We start from the raw sequence: 22,488 nt of genomic DNA, 5'->3' as shown, positions 1-22,488 counted from the left end.
GGCGGTAAACGCAAATCGGTGAGACGCTACAGGGTGTCCAGAATTCCCCCCTGTGTCGCGCTCCGGCGTGACGCCTGAATTACAGCCAGCCAGCAAGATGACGACGTCCAGCATCAGTCCACAAGGCGCCCAGCCTGTGTCGCACACGCCCGAAGGCGGCGCCCGCGCCGCAGACGCCGACCATTCGCACATTGCCCCGGGCGAGATCGCGGTCGGCGTGATCATCGGTCGCGCTTCCGAGTATTTCGACTTCTTCGTCTACGGCATCGCCTCGGTGCTGGTGTTCCCGGCGGTGTTCTTCCCGTTCGAGCAGCGCCTGGAAGGCGTGCTCTGGGCCTTCGTGATCTTCTCGTTCGCCTTCATCGCGCGCCCCTTCGGCACCGTGATCTCGATGGCGATCCAGCGGCGCTTCGGGCGCGAGACCAAGCTCACGATTGCGCTGTTCCTGCTGGGCACCTCGACCGCCGGCATCGCCTTCCTGCCGGGCTACGCGAGCATCGGCTTCACGGCCATCGTGCTGCTGTCGGTGTTCCGCTTTGCCCAGGGCCTGGCGCTGGGCGGCTCGTGGGACGGCCTGCCGTCGCTGCTGGCGCTGAACGCACCGCCCAACAAGCGCGGCTGGTACGCCATGCTGGGCCAGCTGGGCGCACCGCTGGGCTTCTTCGTGGCCAGCGCGCTGTTCGCATACCTGTACTCCAGCCTGCCGCTGGCCGACTTCCTCGACTGGGGCTGGCGCTACACCTTCTACGTGGCTTTCGCCATCAACGTGGTGGCGCTGTTCGCGCGCCTGCGCCTCGTGGCCACCGACGAATATTCGCGCCTGCTCGAAGAGCGTGAGCTGCAGCCCACCAGCGTGGTCGAGCTGACCCGCTCGCAGGGCGCCAACCTGCTGATCGGCGCGTTCGCCGCGCTGGCCAGCTACGCGCTGTTCCACCTGATCACGGTGTTCCCGCTGTCGTGGATCTCGCTGTACTCCGACCAGTCGATCACCGAGTTCCTGATCGTGCAGATGGTCGGCGCGGTGTTCGGCGCCATCGGCATCGTGGCCTCGGGCCTCATCGCCGACCGCATCGGCCGTCGCTTCACGCTCGGCGGCCTGGCCGCCATGATCGCCGTGTTCAGCGGCTTCGCGCCCACGCTGCTCGACGGCGGACGCATCGGCCAGGACATCTTCATCGTGCTGGGCTTTGCGCTGCTGGGCCTGTCGTATGGCCAGGCGGCCGGCGCCGTCACCTCGAACTTCGAAGCCAAGTACCGCTACACCGGCGCGGCCCTCACGGCCGACCTGGCCTGGCTCATCGGCGCGGCCTTTGCCCCGCTGGTCGCTCTGGGCCTGTCGGCCCACTTCGGCCTGGCCTTCGTGAGCATCTACCTGCTGTCGGGCGCGCTCGGCACGCTGGCGGCGCTGGGGCTGAACCGGGCGTTGGCGCGGGACTGACCGGCAGCTGGCGTTTCTCGAACGAAGGGGCCGATGGCCCCTTTTTTCATGGCCGCTGCGCGGCTCGCTTAGGATTCGCCTCGATGTTCACCGCCGCCATTTTTGACATGGACGGACTGCTGATCGATTCCGAGCGCCCCATCATGGCCGCCTGGATCGCCGCGGCCCGCACGCTCGATATCGAGCTTTCGCACGCCCAGTACCTGCAATGCGTGGGGCTGGCCATGGGCGAGTCGAAGCAGATCCTTGCGGGGCTGCTCGGCGGCGTCGCTGCCTACCAGCATGCGGCGGCGCAAGTGACTGCCGCGCTGCAGCTGGAACGTCTGGCAGGCGACGTGCGGCCGCTCTTTCCCATCAAGCCCGGCGCGGCCGAGCTGCTCACCGCCTTGCGCGGACGTGGCACGCGCTGCGCGGTCGCGTCGTCGTCCACACGCGGCCAGATCGCGGCCTGCCTGGGCAGTCTCGACGTGCTCCATCACTTCGAGGCCTTCGCGGGCGGTGACGAGGTGGCGCGCGCCAAGCCCGACCCGGCGCTGTACCGCCTCGCGGCCGAGCGCTTGGGCGTGGACCCTGTCGATTGCGTCGCCTTCGAAGACAGCGAGAACGGCGCCAAGGCCGCACTGGCCGCCGGGATGCGCGTGGTGGTGGTGCCCGACCTCAAGCACCCGCCCGAGGCGATCGTTGCGCAGGCCTTTCATGTGCTTGATTCGCTGCACGATGCAGTGCCGCATGTGACGCGCTGGTTTCCCTGACGAGGCCAGGGCGCGCGTTCAGTTCAGAGCACCTCGTCCCGCAGCTGCGGAAACACCTTCGACACTTTGGCCAGCAGGTAATCGCCATAGCGCCCGCTGAACGCGTGCACGTTGGCGCGGTCCCAGCGCTCGGCGCTGTCGTCGAGCGCATCGGCACCGGCGAGGCCTTCGATGCGCTGCACGCGCGCTTCGAAGTTCGGGTCGAAGAACAGCGGGAACGACAGCCGGTCGCGGCCCGAGGTGTTGCGCTTCACGCGGTGCGGCGTCGACTTGTAGAGCCCGCCGGTCATGCGGTCGAGCATGTCGCCGATGTTGCAGACGAAGGCGCCGGGCACCGGCGGCGCGTCGATCCAGCCGCCCGGCGTGTGCACCGCGAGGCCGCCCACGGTGTCCTGGTGCAGGATCGTGAGCAGGCCGTAGTCGGTGTGCTCGCCCACGCCCCATTGCACGTCCAGGCCCTCGGGCACGGCCTGCGTCGGGTAGTTGAAGAGACGGAACAGGATCAGCGGGTCGGCCGTGTAGCGCTGCGCAAAGTAGCCCGCGGGCAGGCCGAGGCCCAGCGCGATGCCTTCCATGAGCCGATGGCCCAGCTGCGTCACCGCATCCATGTACGCGAGGATGGTCTCGCGGAAACCCGGCACGTCGGGAAAGAGGTTCGGCCCGTGCACCGGCGTCTTCGCCTGCACCAGCGGGTGGTCGGCGGGCAGCTCGGTGCCCAGGTAGAGGCCTTCCTTCCAGTCGGGGCGGCCCGAGGTCAGCTCGCCGCCGCGCGGGAAATAACCGCGCCAGGCACGGCCGCCGAGGGCCATGCGCCATTGCATCTTGGTTTCCTCGGGCAGGTCGAAGAACTGGTGGCTCAGGTCTTCGAGCCGCTGGATCAGCGCTGGGTCGACACCATGGCCGGTCACGTAGAAGAAGCCGTGCGCGCGGCAGGCGTCGCCGATCTGCGCGGCCACGCGTTCGCGGTCGGGCGCGCCGGCCACGAGCGGCGCGACGTCGATGAGGGGAAGAGATTGGTCGGTCATGCGTCTCTCGAAAAAGGCGAACGGATGTCGGACAGAAACTGCTGCGCGCGCGGGTGCTGCGGGCGGTTGAAAAAGTCGTCGGGCGTGGCGCGTTCGAGCACCTGGCCCTGGTCCATGAAGAGCACGCGGTCGGCCACCTCGCGCGCAAAGCCCATCTCGTGCGTGACGCACACCATGGTCATGCCGTCGCGCGTGAGGTCGCGCATCACCAGCAGCACCTCGCCGACCATCTCGGGGTCGAGCGCGCTGGTGGGCTCGTCGAACAGCATCAGCGGCGGCTTCATGGCGAGCGCGCGCGCAATGGCCACGCGCTGCTGCTGGCCGCCCGACAGCTCACCGGGCCACGCGTTGGCCTTGTTCGCGAGGCCCACGCGCTCCAGCAGCGCCATCGCGCGCGCGTCGGCCTCCTTGCGCGAGAGGCCGTGCAGCTGCATCGGCGCCATGGTGCAGTTCTGCAGCACGCTGAGGTGCGGGAACAGGTTGAACTGCTGAAAGACGAAGCCGATGCGCGAGCGAAACGCGTTCACGTCCAGGCCGGGCGCGTGGATGTCCTGCCCGTCGAGCGTGATGCGGCCCGACTGGATCGGCTCCAGCCGGTTGAAGGTGCGGATCAGCGTCGATTTGCCCGAACCCGAGGGTCCGCACACCACGACCACCTCGCCCTTGTGGATGGTTTCGGTCACGTCGACCAGTGCGTGGTAGCTGCCGTACCACTTGTTGACTTTTTCGAGTTCGATCATGCGGGCACCTTGAGGGTCGCGGCGGGAAGGCCGCGGCGCGCGAGCCGGCGCTCCAGCCAGTAGGCGAAGCGCGAGAGGCCGAAGCACAGGATGAAGTAGGTCAGGCCCAGGATCAGGTAGATCTGCGCCGGCTTGGTGAACACCTGCGTGTTGATCTGCGTGGCAATGAACGACACCTCGGCCAGCCCGATGATGTAGCCCAGCGAGGTCTCCTTGATGGTCGAGACGAACTGGTTCACCAGCGAGGGCAGCATGCTGCGCAGCGCCTGCGGCAGCACCACGAGGCGCATGGCGCCGAAGTAGCTCAGGCCGAGCGCGCGCGCGGTTTCCATCTGCCCGCGCGGCAGGCCCTGGATGCCGGCGCGCACGATCTCGGCGAGGTAGGCGGCATCGAAGATCACGAGCGCGATCAGCATGGTGGTGAACTGGTCGGTCTTCACGCCCGTGACGCTGGGCAGGAAGAAGTAGGCCCAGAAGATCACCATCAAGAGCGGCAGGCCGCGCACCACGAACACCAGCGCCGTGACGGGCCAGCGCACGCAGCGCCACGGGCTCACGCGCGCCAGGCCGAGCACGATGCCCAGCGGCAGCGCGAGCACCAGCCCGCACGAGGCCAGCAGCAACGTGAGCACCAGGCCGCCGAGCGGGCCGTTCGGGTACTGGCCGATGAGGAAGTAGACCCAGTAGTCGTTGATGATTTCTAGCATTGGAAATGGCCCCCACGCTCGGCACTGCGTGTCCTCGCTGCCCCCCGAGGGGGCCGCTCGCGCCTTGGGGCGGCCCGGCGGCGCTCGACCGCCTTCATATGGTCCGCACCGGGAAGCGGTGGTGGTACCAGGTCGCGAGCCCGGTGATGGCGAGCGACACCGTCAGGTACGCCGCGCTCGCGAACGCGAACGACTCGAAGCTGCGGAAGGTGGCGCTTTCGACCTGCCCGGCCTGGTACATCAGCTCGGCCACGCCGATCACGGTGGCGATCGAGGTGTTCTTCCACAGGCTCAGCGTCTGCGAGATGAGCGGCGGCACGGTCACGCGCAGCGCCTGCGGCAGCACCACGCGGCGCATGGTGGCCAGGAAGCTGAAGCCCAGCGCGCGACCGGCCTCGAACTGCACGGCCGGGATCGAGCGGATGCCGCTGCGGATGTCCTCGGCCATGAAGGCGGCTGTGTACAGCGACAGCGCGACGATCGCGCTGTAGGCCTCGATGTGACCTTCATAGAGCCAGGTCTTGATGCCTTCGGGCAGCAGCTCGGGCGCGCCGAAATACCAGAAGAGCATGTGGGCCAGCAGTGGGATGTTGCGGATCGATTCCACGTACGCAAAGCCGAGCCAGCGCAGTGGCGCCAGCGGCGAGAGCCGCAGCAGCGCCACCACCAGCGCCAGCGGCAGCGCGAAAACGAGCGAGACCGCGAGCAGCTGCAGCGACAGCCACAGGCCCGCGACCAGCATGTCGTGGTACTGGCCGGTGAGCAGCAGCGAATAGTCGAACAGGGGCATGGGGGGCGACAGTATCACCGTCGCGAGGGAATCTTCTCCCTCCCCGCTGGGGAGGGTGGGGTGGGGGCACGGCGGCGGTTGATGTGCCGCGGCCTGTGCGAAGGCTGTCAGCCCCCATCCCGGTCTTCCCCCGGAAGGGGAAGGAGAAAGTCAAAAGACCGGTCAGTCGATCTTGTCGGTCTCGAGCTTGAAGTCGCGCGTCTGGAAGCCTGACGCCGTGTTCGGGCCGTACCACTTGATGAAGATCTTCTGCGCTTCGCCCGACTTCTCGAGTTCGCGCAGCGTGTCGTCCACCACCGCCTTCAGGCCGCTCTCGCCCTTCTTGATGCCGATGGCCAGCGACTCGGTGCTCAGGTTCTGCTTGAGCACCACGTACTGCGCCTTCTGCGGGCCCAGCTTGGCGTAACTGCGCAGCAGCGCGGCCTCGTCGTCCACGTAACCCACGCCCTTGCCCTGCTGCAGCGCCTGGAAGGCCTGCTGGCTGGTGTCGAAGGTCACGACCTCGGCGGTGGGCACGGCCTTGCGGATGTTGGGTTCCTGCGTGCCGCCGCGGATGGTCAGCACCTTCTTGCCGCCGAGCTGCGGCACGTCGGTGATGCCGCTGGTCTTCTTCACGACGGCCTTCTGGCCGGTGACGAAGGTGGTGAGCGAGAAGTCGATCTGCGCCTCGCGCTCCTTGTTGTGCGTGAGGCCGGCGGCCACCAGGTCCACGTGGCCCTGCTGCAGTTCGGGAATGCGCGCGGCCACGGCGATCTGCTTGAGCACCGGCTTCACGCCGATCTTTTTCGCGATGGCGTTGACCAGGTCGACTTCGTAGCCGACGATCTGGCGCGTCTTCGGATCGATGAAGGTGGCGGGCTCGTCGGTGCCGAGCACGCCGACCACGAGTTCGCCCTTTTTCTTGATGTCGGCGAGCTGGTCCGCATGGGCGGCAACGCCGGTCAGCAGGGCGGAAGCGGCAAGGGCCGCGGCAAGCAGGGTGTGGCGCATGGTGGGATCGTCCTCTCTCCAGAGTGAAATTCAGGCCGGAACCATATCAATAAAACCCAAGATTATTAAATCGTCAATCGACATATGCATATGGGGCTGATGAATCGGCCTGTTGCCGGCTGGGTTAAATTCGCGGCGCCGCGACGCGCCCCGCCGCCGTCCCCCCCATGTCCTACCGAGCGAGCTTTTCATGATCATCCAACCCCGCGTGCGCGGCTTCATCTGCGTCACCACCCATCCCGTGGGCTGCGAAGCCAATGTCCGGCAACAGATCGACTACGTCAAAGCCAAGCCCTCCATCGCGGGCGGCCCCAAGCGTGTGCTGGTGATCGGCGCCTCTACCGGCTACGGCCTGGCCGCGCGCATCACCGCGGCCTTCGGCTGCGGCGCCGACACGCTGGGCGTGTTCTTCGAACGCGCAGGCAGCGCGACCAAGCCCGGCTCGCCCGGCTGGTACAACACCGCCGCGTTCCACCGCGCCGCCACGGCCGAAGGGCGCTACGCCAAGAGCATCAACGGCGACGGCTTTTCCGATGCGGTGAAGCAGCAGACCATCGACACCATCCGCGCCGACCTCGGCCAGGTCGACCTCGTGGTCTACAGCCTGGCCGCGCCGCGCCGCACGCACCCGAAGACGGGCCAGGTCTTCAACTCCGTGCTCAAGCCCATCGGCAAGGCCGTGACGCTGCGCGGCCTGGACACCGACAGCGGGGCCGTGAAGGAGTTGGTGCTCGAGCCCGCCACGCAGGAAGAAATCGACAACACCGTCGCCGTCATGGGCGGCGAAGACTGGCAGATGTGGATCGACGCGCTGCAACAAGCCGGCGTGCTGGCCGACGGCGCCAAGACCACGGCCTTCACCTACCTGGGCGAGCAGATCACCCACGACATCTACTGGAACGGTTCCATCGGCGCCGCCAAGAAGGATCTCGACGAGAAGGTGCTGGACATCCGCGCGCAGCTGGCCGCCAAGGGCGGCGACGCGCGCGTGTCGGTGCTGAAGGCGGTGGTCACGCAGGCCAGCTCGGCCATTCCGATGATGCCGCTGTACCTCTCGCTGCTGTTCAAGGTGATGAAGGCCGAAGGCACGCACGAAGGCTGCATCGAGCAGGTGCACGGCCTGTACGCGGACAGCCTGTACGGCGCCACGCCGCACCTGGACGACGAAGGCCGCCTGCGCGCCGACTACAAGGAACTGGCGCCGCAGGTGCAGGCGCGCGTGCAGGAACTCTGGCCGCAGGTGACTGGCGAGAACCTCAACGAGTTGACCGACTTCGCGGGCTACAAGACCGAGTTCCTGCGCCTGTTCGGCTTTGCCGTCGACGGCGTGGACTACACGGCCGACGTGAGCACGGATGTGGGCATTCCCGATCTGATCCAACTCTAGAGTGCCCCCGCAGGGATACTCGCTTTCATGCAGATTCAAGACAAACCGCCCGCCGGCACGCCTTTCGAGTGGATCGGCGGCGAGCCGAAGGTGGAGGCGCTGGTCGAGCGCTTCTACGACCTGATGGACCTCGAGCCGGCCTACGCGCAACTGCGCGCCGTGCACGGCACCGACCTCGACAACGCGCGTCAGCGCCTCTTCTGGTTCCTGTGCGGCTGGCTCGGCGGGCCCGCCCACTACACCGACCGCTTCGGCCACCCGATGCTGCGCGCGCGGCACATGCCGCAGGCCATCGGCGGCCACAGCATCGGCATCAAGGAACGCGACCAGTGGCTGGCCTGCATGGACCAGGCGATGGGCGAGACCGGCGTGCCTGAAGACCTGCGCGCACGCCTGTGCGACTCCTTCTTCAAAACCGCGGACTGGATGCGCAACCGCGGTGAGTGACCAGACAACGATTCCCGAAAGACTGTTCTCCATGAATTCCATCGTCATCATCGGCGGCGGCCACGCCGCGGCCCAGTTGTGCGCGGGCCTGGCCGAAGCCGGGCAGGGCGCGCGCGTGCACCTGGTCTGCGAAGAGGCCTGCGAGCCCTATCACCGCCCGCCGCTGTCGAAGGCTTTTCTCAAGAGCGCCGAAGAAACCACGCAGCCGCACAAGGCCACCGACTGGTACCGCGAAGCGGGCATCACGCTGCACCTGGGCGACGCCGCCGTGGCCATCGACCGCGAGGCGCACACCGTCACGCTGCGTTCGGGCGCGGTGCTGCCGTGGGAGCGCCTGGTGCTGGCCACCGGCACGCGCGCACGCCTGATGCCCGGCCTGCCGCAAGGCCTTGAAAACGTCGCGAGCCTGCGCGCCGCCGACGAGGCGCATCGCCTGCGCACGCGGCTGGCGGAGGCGCAGCAGGTCACCGTGCTGGGCGGCGGCTTCATCGGCCTCGAAGTGGCGGCCACCGCGCAGGCGCTGGGCAAGCGCGTGCAGGTGATCGAATGCGCGCCGCGCCTGCTGGGCCGTGCCGTGTCGCCCGAGCTGTCGGCGCACGTGCTGGCCACGCACCGCGCGGCCGGCATCGACATCGTGCTGGGCGCGCAGACCGGCGCCTTCGAGGTCGTGGGCGACCGGCTCGTGTCGGTGGAAGTCAACGGCGCGAAGCAACCGATCGACCTGCTGCTGCTGGGCATCGGCGCCGTGCCTGAGACCGCGCTCGCACAGGCCGCGGGCCTCGAGTGCGCCGACGGGATCGTGGTCGATGCGCACATGCAGACCAGTGCGGCCGATGTGCTCGCGGTGGGCGATTGCACGCGCTTCCCCGACCGCCGCGCGGGCCGCGCGCTGCGGCTCGAATCGGTGCAGAACGCGAACGACCAGGCGCGCACGGCCGTGGCCACGCTGACCGGCGCCGCACGCGATCACGATGCGGTCGCGTGGTTCTGGTCCGACCAGGGCGGCCTGCGTTTGCAGATGGCGGGCCTCATGCCGGCCGAAGGCACGCCGGGCCTGGTGAGCGTGCGCCGCGCGGGGCCGAAGCCCGAGGCGTTCTCGCTGTTCCACTACGTCGACGGCCAGCTTGTCTGCGTCGAATCGGTGAACGCGCCGGTCGATCACATGATGAGCCGCAAGCTGCTCGAAGCGGGTCGCAGCCCCGCGCCGGAAGCGGTGGCGGACGCGGCGGTACCACTAAAGAATCACCTGGCCTGAACCTGGTGTAACGGCTGTCGCAACGGCGCTGCACGGCGGGCCCGGATTCACCGGTCTGTCACCCTGCTTTCGGAGACTGGCCTTCCTCATATCCGTAGGGAGACCTCTCGATGAACAACGCAGTGGCCGCGTCGCTTGCGCGCCTCGCCCCCATGTCCACCTGTGCCGCCGTTCTGGCCGCCGTGCTCACCGCCTGTGGCGGTGGCAACGGGGGCGGCACCACCTTCCCGCCGATCGTTCCGCCCCCTGCGCCGGCACCCGCTCCGGCGCCCGTGGCCGCAGGCACGCGCACCACGGTCGCGCTGCTCGAAACGACCGACCTGCACTTCAACGTGCGCAGCTACGACTACTTCAAGCTCGCCGAAGACAAGTCGTACGGCTACGAGCGCACCGCGACGCTCATCAACGCCGCGCGCAAGGAGTTCGCGAACACGATGCTGTTCGACAACGGCGACACCATCCAGGGCACCGCGCTGGCCGACTACGAGGCGCTGATCAACCGCATCCCGTGCACGCAGCCGCTGTCGATGTACAAGGTGATGAACGCCACCGGCTACGACGCCGGCACGCTGGGCAACCACGAGTTCAACTACGGCCTGGACTTCCTCAACCAGGTGCTCGGCGGCGGCCTCGATGTCGAGGGCGTGGACGGCAGCAAGAAGTGCGCGGGCCCGAGCTTCCCGATGGTCGTGGCCAACGTGCACAGCCTCAAGAGCGGCAAGCCGCTCGTCGCGCCGTACACCATCGTTACGAAGCAGTTCACCGCGACAGCACCTGATGGCAAGAGCGTGACGGTGCCGGTGAAGGTCGGCGTGATCGGCTTCACCACGCCCGGCATCATGAACTGGGACAAGCGCTTTCTCGAAGGCAAGCTGCGCACCGAAGGCGCGGTCGAGGCCGCCCAGCGCTACGTGCCCGAGCTGCGCGAGAAGGGCGCCGACATCGTCGTCGCGCTGCAGCACGGCGGCCTCGACGGTTCGCCGTACTCGCCGACGATGGAAAGCCCGGGCCTGTACCTGTCGAAGGTGCCCGGCATCGACGTGCTGATGATGGGCCACCAGCACGGCCTGTTCCCCGACCGTGGCGCCAAGCCCGGCTACACGCAGGCGGGTGTCGACAACGCCGCCGGCACCGTCAACGGCGTGCCGGCCGTGATGCCCAGCTCGTGGGGCAAGGCGCTGGGGCTCGTGAAGCTCGAGCTCGTGTGGGACGGCAAGGCCTGGGGCGTCGACAAGACCAAGACGCTGGTCGAGGCGCGCTCCACGCAAACCGGCAAGGACGGTGCGGGCAAGGCCGTGTACGTCGACGCCGACCCGAGCGTGGCGCCGCTGGTCGACACGCAGCATCAGGCCGCGATCGACTACGTGAAGACGCCCATCGGCACCACCGACTTCCGCATGAACACCTTCTTCGCCGACGTGGGCGACCCGGGCGCGATCCAGATCGTGAACCAGGCGCAGGCCGATTACGTGAAGACCTATATCCAGGCCAACCTGCCGCAGTACGCGAGCCTGCCGGTGCTGTCGGTGAGCGCGCCCTTCAAGTCGGGCTTCGAGGGCGGGCGTGACTACACCGACGTGGCCGTGGGCAACCTCGCGATCTTCAGCGCCGCCGACCTGTACCTGTACCCGAACACGGTGTACGCGGTGAAGGTGACGGGCGCCGAGATCAAGGGCTGGCTCGAAGCCGCGGCCAAGCGCTTCAACACGATCGACCCGGCGCTGACGACCGACCAGCCGCTGATCAGCACGTTCCCGGGCTACAACTTCGACATGTTCACCACGCCCGACATGCAGTACGAGATCGACGTGACGCAGGCCGTGGGCAGCCGCATCAAGAACCTCATGTACCTGGGCGCGCCCATCGACGCGGCGAAGGAGTTCGTCATTGCGACGAACAACTACCGCGCGACCAGCGGTGCGAGCTTCATCCCGGCGCTGGACGGCCGCGCGACGATCTACGCCTCGCCCGATGCGAACCGCGATGTGCTGATCGCGTACATCAAGGCGAAGAAGACCATCACGCGCGCGGCCAACGGCGCGGCGCGCAGCTGGCGCTTCACCAAGGTGACGACGGCGGGGAATGTGACGATCACGTCGGGGCAGGGGCAACTGAGCGCTGCGACGGATGCGGGGCTCACGAACATCTCGCTGCTGACGGCGGATGACAACAGCGGCAAGGGGCGCTCGGTCTACAAGGTCGATCTGAGCAAGTGACCTGAGTTTCTCCCTCCCCCGCTGGGGGAGGGCAGGGGTGGGGGCTCGCGGCCTCCAACGCCGCGCAGCCTCGAAGGCCGCGTGCCCCCATCCCAACCTTCCCCCGGAAGGGGAAGGAGCAAGACACGCAATTCAGCGCCGCACAGGCGCCAGCAACACCACCAGCGCCCCGGCCCCACCCTCCGCCGGCTTCGCCTGCACGAACGCGATCACCTCGTTCTTCTGGATCAGCCAGCGCTGCGTCTTGGTCTTGAGCACCGGCTGCTTGCCCGGCGAGCCCAGGCCCTTGCCGTGCACCACGCGCACGCAGCGCAGCCCCTGCTTGTGGGCGTTGCGGATGAAGCCGCCGAGCGCCTCGCGCGCTTCGTCGCTGCGCAGGCCGTGCAGGTCGACCTGCGCCTGGATCGACCAGTCGCCCTTGCGCAGCCGCGCCGTGATCTCGGTGCCGATGCCGGGGCGGCGAAAGCTCATGGCGTCGTCGACGTCGAGCAGCGTGGTCACGTCGAACTCGTCGGACAGCGACTCGCGCAGCACGCGCTGCTCGTCGAGTTGGTGCTGAAACGGAATGGGCGCGGGCGGCTCGGGCGCGAGCGGCACCGAGGCCTTGCGGCGCAGCGGCTCGGTGGCGCCGATGGCGCGCGTGAACAGGTCTTTCTCGGCGGCGCGCTTGCGCTCGGCCGCGGCGCGCGCGGCGGCGTCGGCGGCTTCGCGCTCGCGGGTTTCGGCGAGCACGCGCTGCACCTGCTTGAGGTCGGCGAGCGTCTTCAGAGCGGGAGGACGGGAAGAAGAAGCCATCAGATCAGTCCCCGTTCCGCCATCGAGAAGCTCTGGCCCGGGCTCACGATGACGTGGTCGAGCACGCGCACGTCGACCAGCGCCAGCGCGGCGCGAAGGGTTTGCGTGAGCGATTCGTCGGCACGCGAGGGCTCGATGCTGCCGCTCGGGTGGTTGTGGGCCAGCACCACGGCCGCGGCCTTGTGATGCAGGGCGCGGGTGACGACTTCGCGCGGGTAGACGCTGGTCTGCGTGAGCGTGCCGCGAAACAGTTCTTCGAGCGTGAGCAGGCGGTGCTGCACGTCGAGGAACAGCACCGCGAACACCTCGTGCGGGCGCGAGCCGATGTGCAGCTGCAGGTACTGCTTGACCGCCTCGGGCGAATCGAACACCGTGCGCTCCTTCAGGCGCTCGCCCATGGCGCGGCGCGCCAGCTCGAGCACCGCCATGAGTTCCGAGCGCTTGGTGCTGCCGCCCATGCCCTTGACCGCCTTGAGGTCATCGGGCGCGGTGTGCAGCAAGCCCGACAGGCCGCCGAAGCGTTCGAGCAGTTGCTGGGCCAGCTGGAGCACATTGCTGCCCGCGACGCCGGTGCGCAGCAGCAGCGCCAGCAGCTCGGCATCGGCCAGCGCGGCGGCGCCCCGCGCCATGAGCTTTTCGCGCGGGCGGGCGTCGAGAGGGAGATCCTTGAATGCCATGAAACCCTGCTGAAACCTTGGCCGGGGCGAGATGTTGCCCCGATCCTTAAAATGAGGGTCAGTTTATCGGGACACCTCCCTCCTCTTTGCCCACCTTTGCTGCACCCATGTCCCAAGTTGTGACTTCCGGCTCCTTCCTGACCCTGCACTACCGGCTGGCCGGTCCGGCGGGCGACATCATCAACACCTTCGCCGACAAGCCTGCCACGCTGTCGCTCGGCACCGGCGAGCTCTCGCCGGCCATGGAGCAGCGCCTGATGGGCATGGAAGAGGGCGCGCACGCCACCTTCGAGCTGCCCGCCGGCGAGGCCTTCGGCGAGCGCAATCCCGACATGCAGCAATGGGTGGCGCGCAAGCTGCTGGCCCAGATGGGCGACCCCGACGAGCAGTACGCCGTCGGCGACGTGGTGCAATTTCCCACGCCCGACGGCTCGGGCAGCTACGCGGGCGCGGTCGTCGAGTCGAACGAGACCGGCGTGCGCTTCGACTTCAACCATCCCTTGGCAGGCCAGCCCGTCACCTTCGAAGTGAAGCTGATCGGCGTGCTATGAACCCCAGCATCGAAGAAGTCCTCCTGGCCGAGCCGCGCGGTTTCTGCGCCGGCGTGGACCGCGCCATCGAGATCGTCGAGCGCGCCCTCGCCAAGTTCGGCGCGCCGATCTACGTGCGCCACGAGATCGTGCACAACACCTACGTGGTGAACGAGCTCAAGGCCAAGGGCGCGATCTTCATCGAAGAGCTGTCCGACGTGCCGCCCGGCTCCACGCTGGTGTTCAGCGCGCACGGCGTGAGCAAGGCCGTGGAGCAGGAGGCGCGCGACCGCGGCTTCTCGATCTTCGACGCCACCTGCCCGCTCGTGACCAAGGTGCACGTCGAGGTGGCCAAGCTCGCGAAAGAGGGCTACGAATTCATCATGATCGGCCACAAGGGCCACCCCGAGGTCGAAGGCACGATGGGTCAGCTGTCGAGCGGCATCCACCTCGTGGAAGACGTGGCCGACGTGGCCAACGCCTCGCCGCTGCAGACCGAGAAGCTCGCCGTCGTCACCCAGACCACGCTCAGCGTGGACGACGCCGCCGAGATCGCCGCCGCCGTGCGCGCGCGCTTTCCGAACGTGCGCGAGCCCAAGCAGCAAGACATCTGCTATGCCACCCAGAACCGCCAGGACGCGGTGAAGATCATGAGCCCGCAGGTCGACCTCGTGATCGTGGTCGGCAGCCCCACCAGCTCCAACAGCAACCGCCTGCGCGAGCTGGCGCAGCGCCTGGGCACCGAAAGCTACATGGTCGATTCGGCCGACGAGCTCAAGCCCGAATGGTTCGAAGGCAAGTCGCGCGTGGGCCTCACCGCCGGCGCGTCGGCGCCCGAGGTGCTGGTGCACGAGGTGATCGAGCGCGTGCGCGCGTTCGGCGCCGTGTCGGTGCGCAAGATGGACGGCATCGAAGAAACCATCAAGTTCCCGCTTCCCAAGGGCCTCAAGCTCGACGACATTCCGCCCCCCGGGCACATCTCCTGAATCCCATGAAAAACACCAACTGGCGCTCCGACATCGAGAGCGCCTCCCGCAGGCTGGGCGAGCGCGCCGGCCACTTTCTGCGTGAAACGCCGCTGTGGAAACTGCCGGCCGCCGCCGTCGGCGTGACCGCGCCCGGCGCCGAAGTCTGGCTCAAGCTCGAGCACATGCAGGTCAGCGGCAGCTTCAAGGCCCGCGGCATGATGAACCGGCTGCTTGCCAACGACATCCCCGCCGCGGGCGTGATCGTCGCCTCGGGCGGCAACGCCGGCATTGCCACCGCCGCGGCCGCCAAGGCGCTGGGCGTGCCCTGCCAGGTGTTCCTGCCGGGCGTGTCGCCCGAAGCCAAGCGCGCACGCCTGCGGGCGCTGGGCGCCGAAGTGGTCGTGGTCGGCGAGCTGTACCCCGACGCACTGGCCGCCTGCCTGACGCGCCAGAAAGAAACCGGTGCCTTGCTCACCCACGCCTACGACCAGCCCGAAGTGGTGGCCGGTGCCGGCACGCTCGGTCGCGAGATCGAGGCGCAGGCCGGCCTGCCCGACGCCGTGCTCGTGAGCGTGGGCGGCGGCGGCCTGATCGGCGGCCTCGCCGCCTGGTTCGAGCAGCGCGCCCGCGTGGTCGCGCTCGAGCCTGAAAAGGCCCCGACGCTGTTCCGCGCCCGCGAGGCCGGCGAGCCCGTCGACGTGGACGTTGGCGGCGTGGCAGCCGATTCGCTCGGCGCGCGCCGCATCGGCGCCATCGCCTGGGAGATCACGCAGCAGCAGGTGCGCGACGCGCTGCTGCTGTCCGACGAATCCATCCGCGCCGCCCAGCAGTGGCTGTGGAAAGAGCTGAAGCTCGCCGTGGAACCGGCCGCTGCGCTGCCGCTGGCCGCGCTGCAGACCGGCGCCTACGTGCCGCGCGAGGGCGAGAAGGTGTGCCTGATCATCTGCGGGGCGAACGTCGACCCGGCCACGGTCGCCTGAGTCGTCGCAGGCGTGCGAGCGGGGAGGGCGGGCACGGGCCGGGCGCCCACCTAAAATCTCCCCATGCTCGACATCACCCTGCTCCGCAAAGACCTGGCCTCCGCTGTGGCCGGCCTCGAAAAACGCAAGAAGAACCAGCCCTACCTCGACGTCTCGGCGTTCACCGCGCTCGAGGCCGAGCGCAAGACGCTGCAGACCCGCACCGAGGAAATCCAGGCGCGCCGCAACACGCTGAACAAGCAGATCGGCCCGCTCAAGGCCAAGGGCGAGTCGGTCGACGCGCTCATGGCCGAGGTCAACGCGCTCAAGGCCGAGCAGGAATCGCAGTCCAAGCGCCTCGAAGAAATCCAGCCCGACCTGCACGCACTGCTGCTCGCCGTGCCCAACCTGCCGCACGCCAGCGTGCCGCTCGGTGAAGACGAGGCCGGCAACGTCGAGATGCGCCGCTGGGCGCCCCAAGGCGGGGCCGGTGCCAATGCCACGCCGCTGGCCTTCGCGCCCAAGGACCATGTCGACCTCGGCGCACCGCTGGGGCTCGACTTCGAGATGGGCGCCAAGCTCTCGGGCTCGCGCTTCTCCGTCATGAAAGGGCCGATCGCCCGCCTGCACCGCGCGCTGGCCCAGTTCATGGTCGACCTGCAGACCGAACAGCACGGCTACACCGAGTGCTACGTGCCCTACATCGTCAACGCCGCCACGCTCAGCGGCACCGGCCAGCTGCCCAAGTTCGAAGGCGACCTGTTCGCCGCGAAGAAGGGTGGCCAGGACGGCGAGCCCGCGCCCGACCATTCGGCGCTGTACCTCATTCCGACCAGCGAAGTGCCCCTGACCAACTTCGTGCGCGACGAGGTCGTGCCCGAGTCGCAACTGCCGATCAAGCTCACGGCCCACACGCCGTGCTTCCGGTCGGAAGCCGGCAGCGCCGGGCGCGACACGCGCGGCATGATCCGCCAGCACCAGTTCGACAAGGTCGAGATGGTGCAGATCGTGCATCCCGAAAAGAGCTACGACGCGCTCGAGCAGATGGCCGGCCACGCCGAAGCCGTGCTGCAGGCCCTGGAGCTGCCGTACCGTGTCGTGCTGCTGTGCACCGGCGACATGGGCTTCACCGCCGCCAAGACCTTCGACCTCGAGGTGTGGCTGCCCGCGCAGAACACCTACCGCGAGATCAGCTCGGTGTCGAACTGCGAAGCCTTCCAGGCGCGCCGCCTGCAGGCCCGTTTCAAGAACGCCCAGGGCAAGAACGAGCTGGTGCATACCCTCAACGGCTCCGGCCTGGCCGTGGGCCGCGCGCTGGTCGCCGTGCTGGAGAACCACCAGAACGAAGATGGCTCGATCAACGTGCCGGCGGCGTTGCGTCCGTACCTCGGCGGCCTTGAAGTTTTGCGCGGTTGAAGCGTCGAGCGTCAAAAGTCAGATTTTTCTGGCTATAATCTGAGGCTCGACAGCACCGGAGAGGTGGCAGAGTGGTCGAATGTACCTGACTCGAAATCAGGCGTACTAGCGATAGTACCGAGGGTTCGAATCCCTCCCTCTCCTCCAAGAATGGCCCCGCAAGGGGCTATTTTTTTGCCTGTTCGTTACGGAACAACGCCTCGCGGGGCGAAGGCTGCGGCCCATCTCGCCCCGTGTCTGCGTCGAAAAGACTGGGCCGCCAACGGCAGCGGCCCGAAGGAAATCACTCCGCCACGATGCCCGCGGTCTTGATGATCTGGCCCCAGCGTTCCAGCTCGGCCTGCTGAAACTTGCCCAGCTCCTCGGGGCTCGACAGCGACACCTCCATGCCCGCCTGCTCGGCCGCGTTGCGCACGGCGGGCGCCTTCATCGCGGCCTGCATCAACGCGTTCAGGCGGCTCACGACGGGTGCCGGCGTGCCTGCGGGTGCATAGAGCGCGTTCCAGTAACCGAACTCGTAGCCCTTGATCGACTCGGCGACCGTGGGCGTGCCCGGCACGAGCGACAGTCGCTTCGGGCTGGTCAGGCCCAGGGCGCGCAGCTTGCCGGCCTTGACCTGCGGCAAGGTCGTGGCGAGGTCGGCAATCATCAGGTCGGTCTGGCCTGCCACGAGATCGATCACGGCCGGTGGGTTGGCCTTGTAGGGCACGTAGTTGAACTTGGTTCCCGTCATCTGCTGGAACAGCTCGGTGGCGACCTGCGCGGACGAGCTGCCCGAGCCGTAGTTGAGCTTGCCCGGCGATGCCTTGGCCAGCGCAATCAGTTCCGCCACGCTGTTCGCCTTGACCTGCGGATTCACCACCAGCAACTGATAGCCCTTGGCCAGCAAGGCGACGGGCGCGAAGTCCTTGATGGGGTCGTACGAGAGCTTCTTCTGCAGGTGCGAGTTGGCGGCCTGGGTGGTGTTGGTCGTCATGAACACGGTGTAGCCGTCGGGCTGCGCGCGCGATGCGAACTGCGCGGCAATGCCGCCGAAGGCGCCGGGCCGGTTGTCGACGATCACCGACTGGCCGGTCGCCTTCGTCACCTCCTGCGCCACGGCGCGTGCCAGGCCGTCGGTGGCGCTGCCGGCACTCGAGCCCACGACGATGGTGAGCGGGCGTGCAGGAAAGTCCTGGGCGATGGCCGCGCCACCGTTCAACGAAAGGAGGGCGGCGAGGGCGAGCAGAGATCGGCGGTTCATGGTTTGTCTTTGATAGTTGTGGGAAAGCTTCGAACGGCGGCGCCGCGTCGGCACCGCGAGGGGATCGGTCAGCGCAGCAGGTTCCAGCCCGCCATCAGCGCATGCAGCTGCCGCTGCTGGCTGTCCGACAGGGGCCACGCGGACGGGGCACGTGCCGCGCCGCAGTCGTTGCCCATCATCTGCAGCGCGGTCTTCACCACGGTCACGTTGGTGCCGTTGTTTTCCTGGGCGCGCAGTTCTTCGAAGGGCAGCATCTCTTCGATGAGCCGCATGGCCTGCGGATAGTCGGCCGCTTCCAGCGCCTGGTAGATGGCGACCGAGCGTTCGGGCCGCACGTTGATGAGGCCCGACGTGAAGCCGCGCGCACCCACGGCGTACAGCGGCGGCGCCCAGACTTCCGCCAGGCCGCCGACCCAGGCCAGCCCGAGATCGGCCGTGCGGCGCATGGCTTCGGCGAGCACCAGCGGCGTGGGCGATGCCCACTTCACGCCGACGATCTGCGGGATGCGGCAGAGTTCTTCGATCGCGGCCAGGCCGATGGCCTCGTTGCGCAGGTAGAGCACGAGCGGCAGGCCGTCGGCCGCGTCGGCGATCTGGCGCAGGTAGGCGACCACGCCGCGCGGTGCCACGAACGGATCGGGCGGCTGGTGAACCATCAAGGCATCGGCGCCGGCCTTGCGCGAGGCGCGGGCCAAAGCGCAGGCTTCGCGCACGCTGCGGCCCACGCCGGCCAGAAGCGGCGCGCGCCCGCCGATGCATTCGGCGGCGGCATGCACCATCTGCTCGGCCTCGTGCGCCTGCAGGCCGTAGAACTCGCTCGTGTTGCCGTTGGCCACGAGCACATGCACGCCGGCATCGATCGCGCGGTCGACCACGACGTTCAGGCGCGAAGGCGCGAGCGTGTCGTCGGCATCGAAGGGCGTGACCAGGATGCCCGAAATGCCGTGGAGCGCAGCGCGCAGCGCGGCGCCGTGAAAGTGACTCATCTGGTTGTCCCGAAGTGGAGTGGCGGAGAAAACGGCTACTCTAGAAGTCACCTGAAGCAGCGTCCAATCCATACACGGGATGCTGCAATCCAAGAATTGAATCGCCGTGTTCCAGCTGACCCAACTCCGATGCTTTGTGGCCGTGGCCACTGAACTTCACTTCGGACGTGCGGCCGTTTCGCTGAACATGACCCAGCCGCCCCTCACACGCCAGATCCAGCTGCTGGAGCACGAACTCGGCGTGCTGCTGCTCGAGCGCTCGGGCGGCAACGTGCGGCTCACGCCCGCGGGTGTCGTGTTCCTGCGCGAGGCCGAAGACATCCTGCGCCGCAGCCAGTCGGCCGCGCTGGCCGCGCGCCGTGCGATGCGCGCCGATGCCGGCTGCGTGACGATGGGCTTCATTCCCGCGGCGAGCTTCACGCTGCTGCCGCAGCTGCTGGCCTCAGTGCAGGCGCAACTGCCCGATGTGCAGATCGTGCTGCGCGAGATGCAGACCCTCGACCAGCTCGAGGCCATCGGCACCGACCGCATCGAACTCGGCATCGTGCGGCCGTTTGCCCCGCGCAGCTTTGCCGAATCGGCCGCGATCTTTCGCGAACCCTTTGTGCTCGCGATGCCCAGCGAGCACCGCCTGGCCGAACAGGCGTGCATGCGCCTGTCGGACCTGGAAGGCGAGGCCTTCATCCAGTTCTGCCCGTCCGAATCGCGCTACCTCTACGAGCTGATTGCGGGCAGGCTGCGCGCGCAAGGTGTCGCGCCGGAAACGGTGCAGACCTTGAGCCACACGCATTCGATCCTGGCGCTCGTGGATGCGGGCGTGGGCGTGGCGCTGGTGCCGCGCTCGGCGCAGAAGCTGGGCTACGCGGGCGTGCGCTTCAGGCCGTTGGACGAGGTCGACAGCTTCGATGTCGAGGTCCACCTGGCCTGGCGCCGCCGGGGCCGCCAGGGCGTGGTGGATGCGGTGCGCCTCCTGATTCAAGAGGCGTACCCGGTGCCGGCCAAGGCCTAGGGCTTATGTACGCTCAATCGAGCGTGATGTTCATCGCCTTCACGTCGCGGCCCCAGCGCGTGAGTTCGCGGTCGATCTGCGCGGCAAAAGCCTTGGGCTCGCTGGTGACCGGCTCCACGCCCTGCATCTCGAACTGCGCCCGCACTTCGGGCTTGTGGATGATCTTGTGCACCTCGCGCGCCAGGCGTTCGACGATGGCCGGGTCGGTGCCGCCCGTGGTGAAGAGGCCATACCACGAGGTGAAGGCGTAGCCCGGCAGGCCGGCCTCGGCGACGGTGGGCACGTCGGGCAGGGACTTCACGCGCTGCTTGCTGGTCACGGCCAGGATGCGGGTCTGGCCTGTCTTGGCCGACACGATCGCAGGCGGAATGCCCGAGAAAATCGCCTGCACCTGGCCGCCGGCCACGTCGGTGAGGGCCTGGCTGTTGCCCTTGTACGGGATGTGCACGATGTTCACGTTGGCCTGCTGCGCGAACAGCGCGCCCGCCAGGTGCAAGGTCGAGCCGGTGCCCGACGACGCGTAGTTGATGAGCCCCGGCTCCTTGCGCGCGGCCTCGATGAAGGCCTTCACGTTCTTGTACGGCAGCTTCGCGTTGACCAGCAGCGCGTTGCCCGATTCGGCCACCAGCGAGATGGGCGCCAGGTCCTTGCGCGGGTCGAAGCCGAGGCTCTTGGCCAGCACCGGTGCAATGGTGTTGCCGCCGATGGAACCCAGCAGCAGCGTGTGGCCGTTCTTCGGTGCCTTGGCGACGAACTCGCCGGCGATGAGGCCGCCGGCGCCCGCGCGGTTTTCGACCACCACGGTCTGCCCGAGGCTCTGCTGCAGCTCCTTGGCGAGGATGCGCGCCAGGATGTCGTTGCCGCCGCCGGGCGCAAAGCCGACGATCATCTTCAGCGGCTGCGTGGGCCAAGCCTCGGCGGCGGTGGCAGCAGTGCTCGCCAGGCCCATGGCACCCGCGAGCAAGGCGAGCGTGGTGCGGGCAGCGAACAGTCGGCGGGTGGGGTGCGTGGTCAAGGGGAAGTCCGAAAACAGGGAAGGGCGCCCGCGAGCGCGCGGGCGGAAGCATCGATTCTGATGATGGGAAAACTTTTGCGAAAGCGATAATTTCTTCGTCAACTTGAAAGAAAAGCTTTCTCACCACCATGCCCAGCCTGCGCGTGCTTCGCACCTTCCTCGCCGTGGCCGCCGAAGGCTCATTCACGGCCGCCGCGCAGCGCGTTGCGCTCACGCAGGCGGCCGTCGGCCTGCAGATGCGCAGCCTCGAAAGCGACCTCAAGCGCCCGCTCTTCGCGCGGCGCGGCAAGCTGGTCGCGCTCAACGAGCAGGGGCGTGCGCTGGTGCCGGTGGCCACGCAGATCGTCACGCTGTACGAGCAGGCCCGGCACGGCACGCAGGCCGATGCGCCGCTGGCCGGCACGGTGCAGTTCGGCGCCGTCGTGTCGGGGCTGGGGCAGTTGGTGCGCGCTACGCTGGAGCTCAAGCGCCGTCACCCCGCAGTCGATCTGCACGTCGTGTCGGGCAAGTCGAACCCGCTCATCGCGCAGGTCGAAAGCCGCGACCTCGATGCCGCGGTGGTCGTGCACAACCCGGCCGTGCATCGGCCGTCGCTCATCTGGACGCCCCTGTATGCCGAACCGATGGTGCTGCTCACGCCGGCCGCTTCGCGTCCGGCCAGCCCGCGCGCCATGGTGGAGCGCTATCCGTTCATCCGCTTCGATCGCGGCGAGCACACGGGCGAACTGGTGGAGCGCACGCTGCGCCGGCTGCGCGCCAAGCCGCAGGAGTTTCTGGAGCTGAATTCCATCGAGGCAATCGTCGATCTGGTGCGCGACGGGTTGGGCGTCGCCGTGTTGCCGCACCTGGCGGAGCGTGACTGGGGCGCCGACCCGATGCTGCGGCTGCTGCCCATTCCGCAGGCGGCCGAGCGCCGCGAACTGGCCTTGGTGCAGCTGCGCAATGCGCCGCGGGCAGAAATCATCGCGGCCGTGGCGCAGCAGTTCCTCGCGGCCATGGCGCCGGACGGCAAACCTTACTCGTCAGGGTCTTGAGGCCCGGCCAGCAGCCCGAGCACGAACCCGCCGAGGACGACGGCCAAGGCCAGGATCAGCGATGCCTGTGCGAATAATTTCATGGTGTCTTGCAATGAATCTCCCCCTC

22 protein-coding genes and 1 tRNA gene are annotated in these 22,488 nt (G+C 68.1%); 13 read left to right on the top strand and 10 right to left on the bottom strand.

Translation table 11 applies throughout. The features are described from left to right. Window positions 1-97: 97 nt before the first annotated feature. Window positions 98-1,438: an MFS transporter gene (locus GFK26_RS33120; protein WP_153285698.1), complete on the top strand. Its 1,341-nt coding sequence runs from the start codon at window positions 98-100 to the stop codon at window positions 1,436-1,438. 83 nt (window positions 1,439-1,521) lie between these two features. Beyond that, complete coding sequence (locus tag GFK26_RS33115) at window positions 1,522-2,190, top strand: HAD family hydrolase (protein WP_153285697.1); 669 nt, start codon at window positions 1,522-1,524, stop codon at window positions 2,188-2,190. 23 nt (window positions 2,191-2,213) lie between these two features. Here GFK26_RS33115 and GFK26_RS33110 read toward each other — a convergent pair whose 3' ends face one another. From GFK26_RS33110 to GFK26_RS33090, 5 genes are all read right to left on the bottom strand, one after another. Next, window positions 2,214-3,215, bottom strand: a complete 1,002-nt coding sequence (locus tag GFK26_RS33110; protein WP_153285696.1) for an isopenicillin N synthase family dioxygenase — start codon at window positions 3,213-3,215, stop codon at window positions 2,214-2,216. Next, entirely contained in the window at window positions 3,212-3,955 is a 744-nt protein-coding gene (locus GFK26_RS33105; protein ID WP_099792091.1) for an amino acid ABC transporter ATP-binding protein, read from the bottom strand. The genes GFK26_RS33110 and GFK26_RS33105 overlap by 4 nt, the downstream gene beginning before the upstream one ends. After that, window positions 3,952-4,662: an amino acid ABC transporter permease gene (locus tag GFK26_RS33100; RefSeq protein WP_056578437.1), complete on the bottom strand. Its 711-nt coding sequence runs from the start codon at window positions 4,660-4,662 to the stop codon at window positions 3,952-3,954. Before GFK26_RS33100 ends, GFK26_RS33105 begins: the two co-directional genes overlap by 4 nt. A 94-nt stretch (window positions 4,663-4,756) precedes the next feature. After that, window positions 4,757-5,452 carry an amino acid ABC transporter permease gene (locus tag GFK26_RS33095; RefSeq protein ID WP_099792089.1) on the bottom strand — a complete coding sequence of 232 codons (696 nt, stop codon included), beginning with the start codon at window positions 5,450-5,452 and terminating at the stop codon, window positions 4,757-4,759. Window positions 5,453-5,614: 162 nt separating this feature from the next. Beyond that, window positions 5,615-6,442, bottom strand: a complete 828-nt coding sequence (locus tag GFK26_RS33090) for an ABC transporter substrate-binding protein (protein ID WP_099792087.1) — start codon at window positions 6,440-6,442, stop codon at window positions 5,615-5,617. Between the two features lie 190 nt (window positions 6,443-6,632). On the opposite strand from GFK26_RS33090, the gene fabV reads away from it, so the two are divergent. The 4 genes from fabV (at window position 6,633) to GFK26_RS33070 (ending at window position 11,747) form a co-directional block, all read left to right on the top strand. After that, the gene (gene fabV, locus GFK26_RS33085) at window positions 6,633-7,829 is read left to right on the top strand and encodes an enoyl-ACP reductase FabV (protein ID WP_153285695.1); all 1,197 of its coding nucleotides are present in this window, start codon (window positions 6,633-6,635) and stop codon (window positions 7,827-7,829) included. Window positions 7,830-7,856: 27 nt separating this feature from the next. Next, window positions 7,857-8,276 (top strand): group II truncated hemoglobin, encoded by a 420-nt coding sequence (locus GFK26_RS33080; RefSeq protein WP_153285694.1) that lies wholly within the window; start codon window positions 7,857-7,859, stop codon window positions 8,274-8,276. 31 nt (window positions 8,277-8,307) lie between these two features. Then, window positions 8,308-9,531, top strand: a complete 1,224-nt coding sequence (locus GFK26_RS33075; RefSeq protein ID WP_153285693.1) for an NAD(P)/FAD-dependent oxidoreductase — start codon at window positions 8,308-8,310, stop codon at window positions 9,529-9,531. Window positions 9,532-9,641: 110 nt separating this feature from the next. After that, window positions 9,642-11,747 carry a bifunctional 2',3'-cyclic-nucleotide 2'-phosphodiesterase/3'-nucleotidase gene (locus GFK26_RS33070; protein ID WP_228121843.1) on the top strand — a complete coding sequence of 702 codons (2,106 nt, stop codon included), beginning with the start codon at window positions 9,642-9,644 and terminating at the stop codon, window positions 11,745-11,747. A gap of 132 nt (window positions 11,748-11,879) precedes the next feature. Here GFK26_RS33070 and GFK26_RS33065 read toward each other — a convergent pair whose 3' ends face one another. Together GFK26_RS33065 and radC are read right to left on the bottom strand one after the other, a co-directional pair. Next, window positions 11,880-12,542, bottom strand: a complete 663-nt coding sequence (locus tag GFK26_RS33065) for a Smr/MutS family protein (protein ID WP_153285692.1) — start codon at window positions 12,540-12,542, stop codon at window positions 11,880-11,882. Next, window positions 12,542-13,219 (bottom strand): RadC family protein, encoded by a 678-nt coding sequence (gene radC / locus GFK26_RS33060; RefSeq protein ID WP_153285691.1) that lies wholly within the window; start codon window positions 13,217-13,219, stop codon window positions 12,542-12,544. The genes GFK26_RS33065 and radC overlap by 1 nt, the downstream gene beginning before the upstream one ends. Window positions 13,220-13,326: 107 nt before the next feature. On the opposite strand from radC, the gene GFK26_RS33055 reads away from it, so the two are divergent. The 5 genes from GFK26_RS33055 (at window position 13,327) to GFK26_RS33035 (ending at window position 17,239) form a co-directional block, all read left to right on the top strand. Continuing rightward, complete coding sequence (locus GFK26_RS33055) at window positions 13,327-13,770, top strand: FKBP-type peptidyl-prolyl cis-trans isomerase (protein ID WP_062469447.1); 444 nt, start codon at window positions 13,327-13,329, stop codon at window positions 13,768-13,770. Further along, window positions 13,767-14,735, top strand: coding sequence for a 4-hydroxy-3-methylbut-2-enyl diphosphate reductase (gene ispH, locus GFK26_RS33050; RefSeq protein WP_153285690.1), 969 nt, complete (start codon window positions 13,767-13,769; stop codon window positions 14,733-14,735). The genes GFK26_RS33055 and ispH overlap by 4 nt, the downstream gene beginning before the upstream one ends. 5 nt (window positions 14,736-14,740) lie before the next feature. Further along, window positions 14,741-15,697 (top strand): threonine/serine dehydratase, encoded by a 957-nt coding sequence (locus GFK26_RS33045; RefSeq protein WP_416222528.1) that lies wholly within the window; start codon window positions 14,741-14,743, stop codon window positions 15,695-15,697. 63 nt (window positions 15,698-15,760) lie between these two features. Continuing rightward, entirely contained in the window at window positions 15,761-17,092 is a 1,332-nt protein-coding gene (gene serS / locus GFK26_RS33040) for a serine--tRNA ligase (RefSeq protein ID WP_153285689.1), read from the top strand. A 57-nt stretch (window positions 17,093-17,149) separates the two neighbouring features. Then, window positions 17,150-17,239 (top strand) — tRNA-Ser (locus GFK26_RS33035). A 136-nt stretch (window positions 17,240-17,375) separates the two neighbouring features. Here the strand turns inward: GFK26_RS33035 and GFK26_RS33030 are convergent. Together GFK26_RS33030 and GFK26_RS33025 are read right to left on the bottom strand one after the other, a co-directional pair. Next, window positions 17,376-18,335 carry a Bug family tripartite tricarboxylate transporter substrate binding protein gene (locus GFK26_RS33030; protein ID WP_153285688.1) on the bottom strand — a complete coding sequence of 320 codons (960 nt, stop codon included), beginning with the start codon at window positions 18,333-18,335 and terminating at the stop codon, window positions 17,376-17,378. Between the two features lie 68 nt (window positions 18,336-18,403). After that, window positions 18,404-19,321, bottom strand: a complete 918-nt coding sequence (locus GFK26_RS33025; protein WP_153285687.1) for a dihydrodipicolinate synthase family protein — start codon at window positions 19,319-19,321, stop codon at window positions 18,404-18,406. 106 nt (window positions 19,322-19,427) lie between these two features. Here GFK26_RS33025 and GFK26_RS33020 point away from each other — a divergent pair, with 106 nt between their 5' ends. Further along, complete coding sequence (locus GFK26_RS33020) at window positions 19,428-20,330, top strand: LysR family transcriptional regulator (RefSeq protein ID WP_153285686.1); 903 nt, start codon at window positions 19,428-19,430, stop codon at window positions 20,328-20,330. Window positions 20,331-20,343: 13 nt separating this feature from the next. Here the strand turns inward: GFK26_RS33020 and GFK26_RS33015 are convergent, their stop codons facing one another. Further along, complete coding sequence (locus tag GFK26_RS33015; RefSeq protein WP_228121842.1) at window positions 20,344-21,345, bottom strand: Bug family tripartite tricarboxylate transporter substrate binding protein; 1,002 nt, start codon at window positions 21,343-21,345, stop codon at window positions 20,344-20,346. Window positions 21,346-21,473: 128 nt separating this feature from the next. Between GFK26_RS33015 and GFK26_RS33010 the strand changes: the two genes are divergently transcribed. Next, complete coding sequence (locus tag GFK26_RS33010) at window positions 21,474-22,379, top strand: LysR family transcriptional regulator (RefSeq protein ID WP_153285685.1); 906 nt, start codon at window positions 21,474-21,476, stop codon at window positions 22,377-22,379. Window positions 22,380-22,488: the final 109 nt, after the last annotated feature.

It is taken from the genome of Variovorax paradoxus, assembly GCF_009498455.1.
Classification (GTDB): Bacteria; Pseudomonadota; Gammaproteobacteria; order Burkholderiales; family Burkholderiaceae_C; genus Variovorax; species Variovorax paradoxus_H.
The sequence above is the reverse complement of the archived record's forward strand: the minus strand, read 5'-3'. Positions and strand labels throughout refer to the sequence as shown.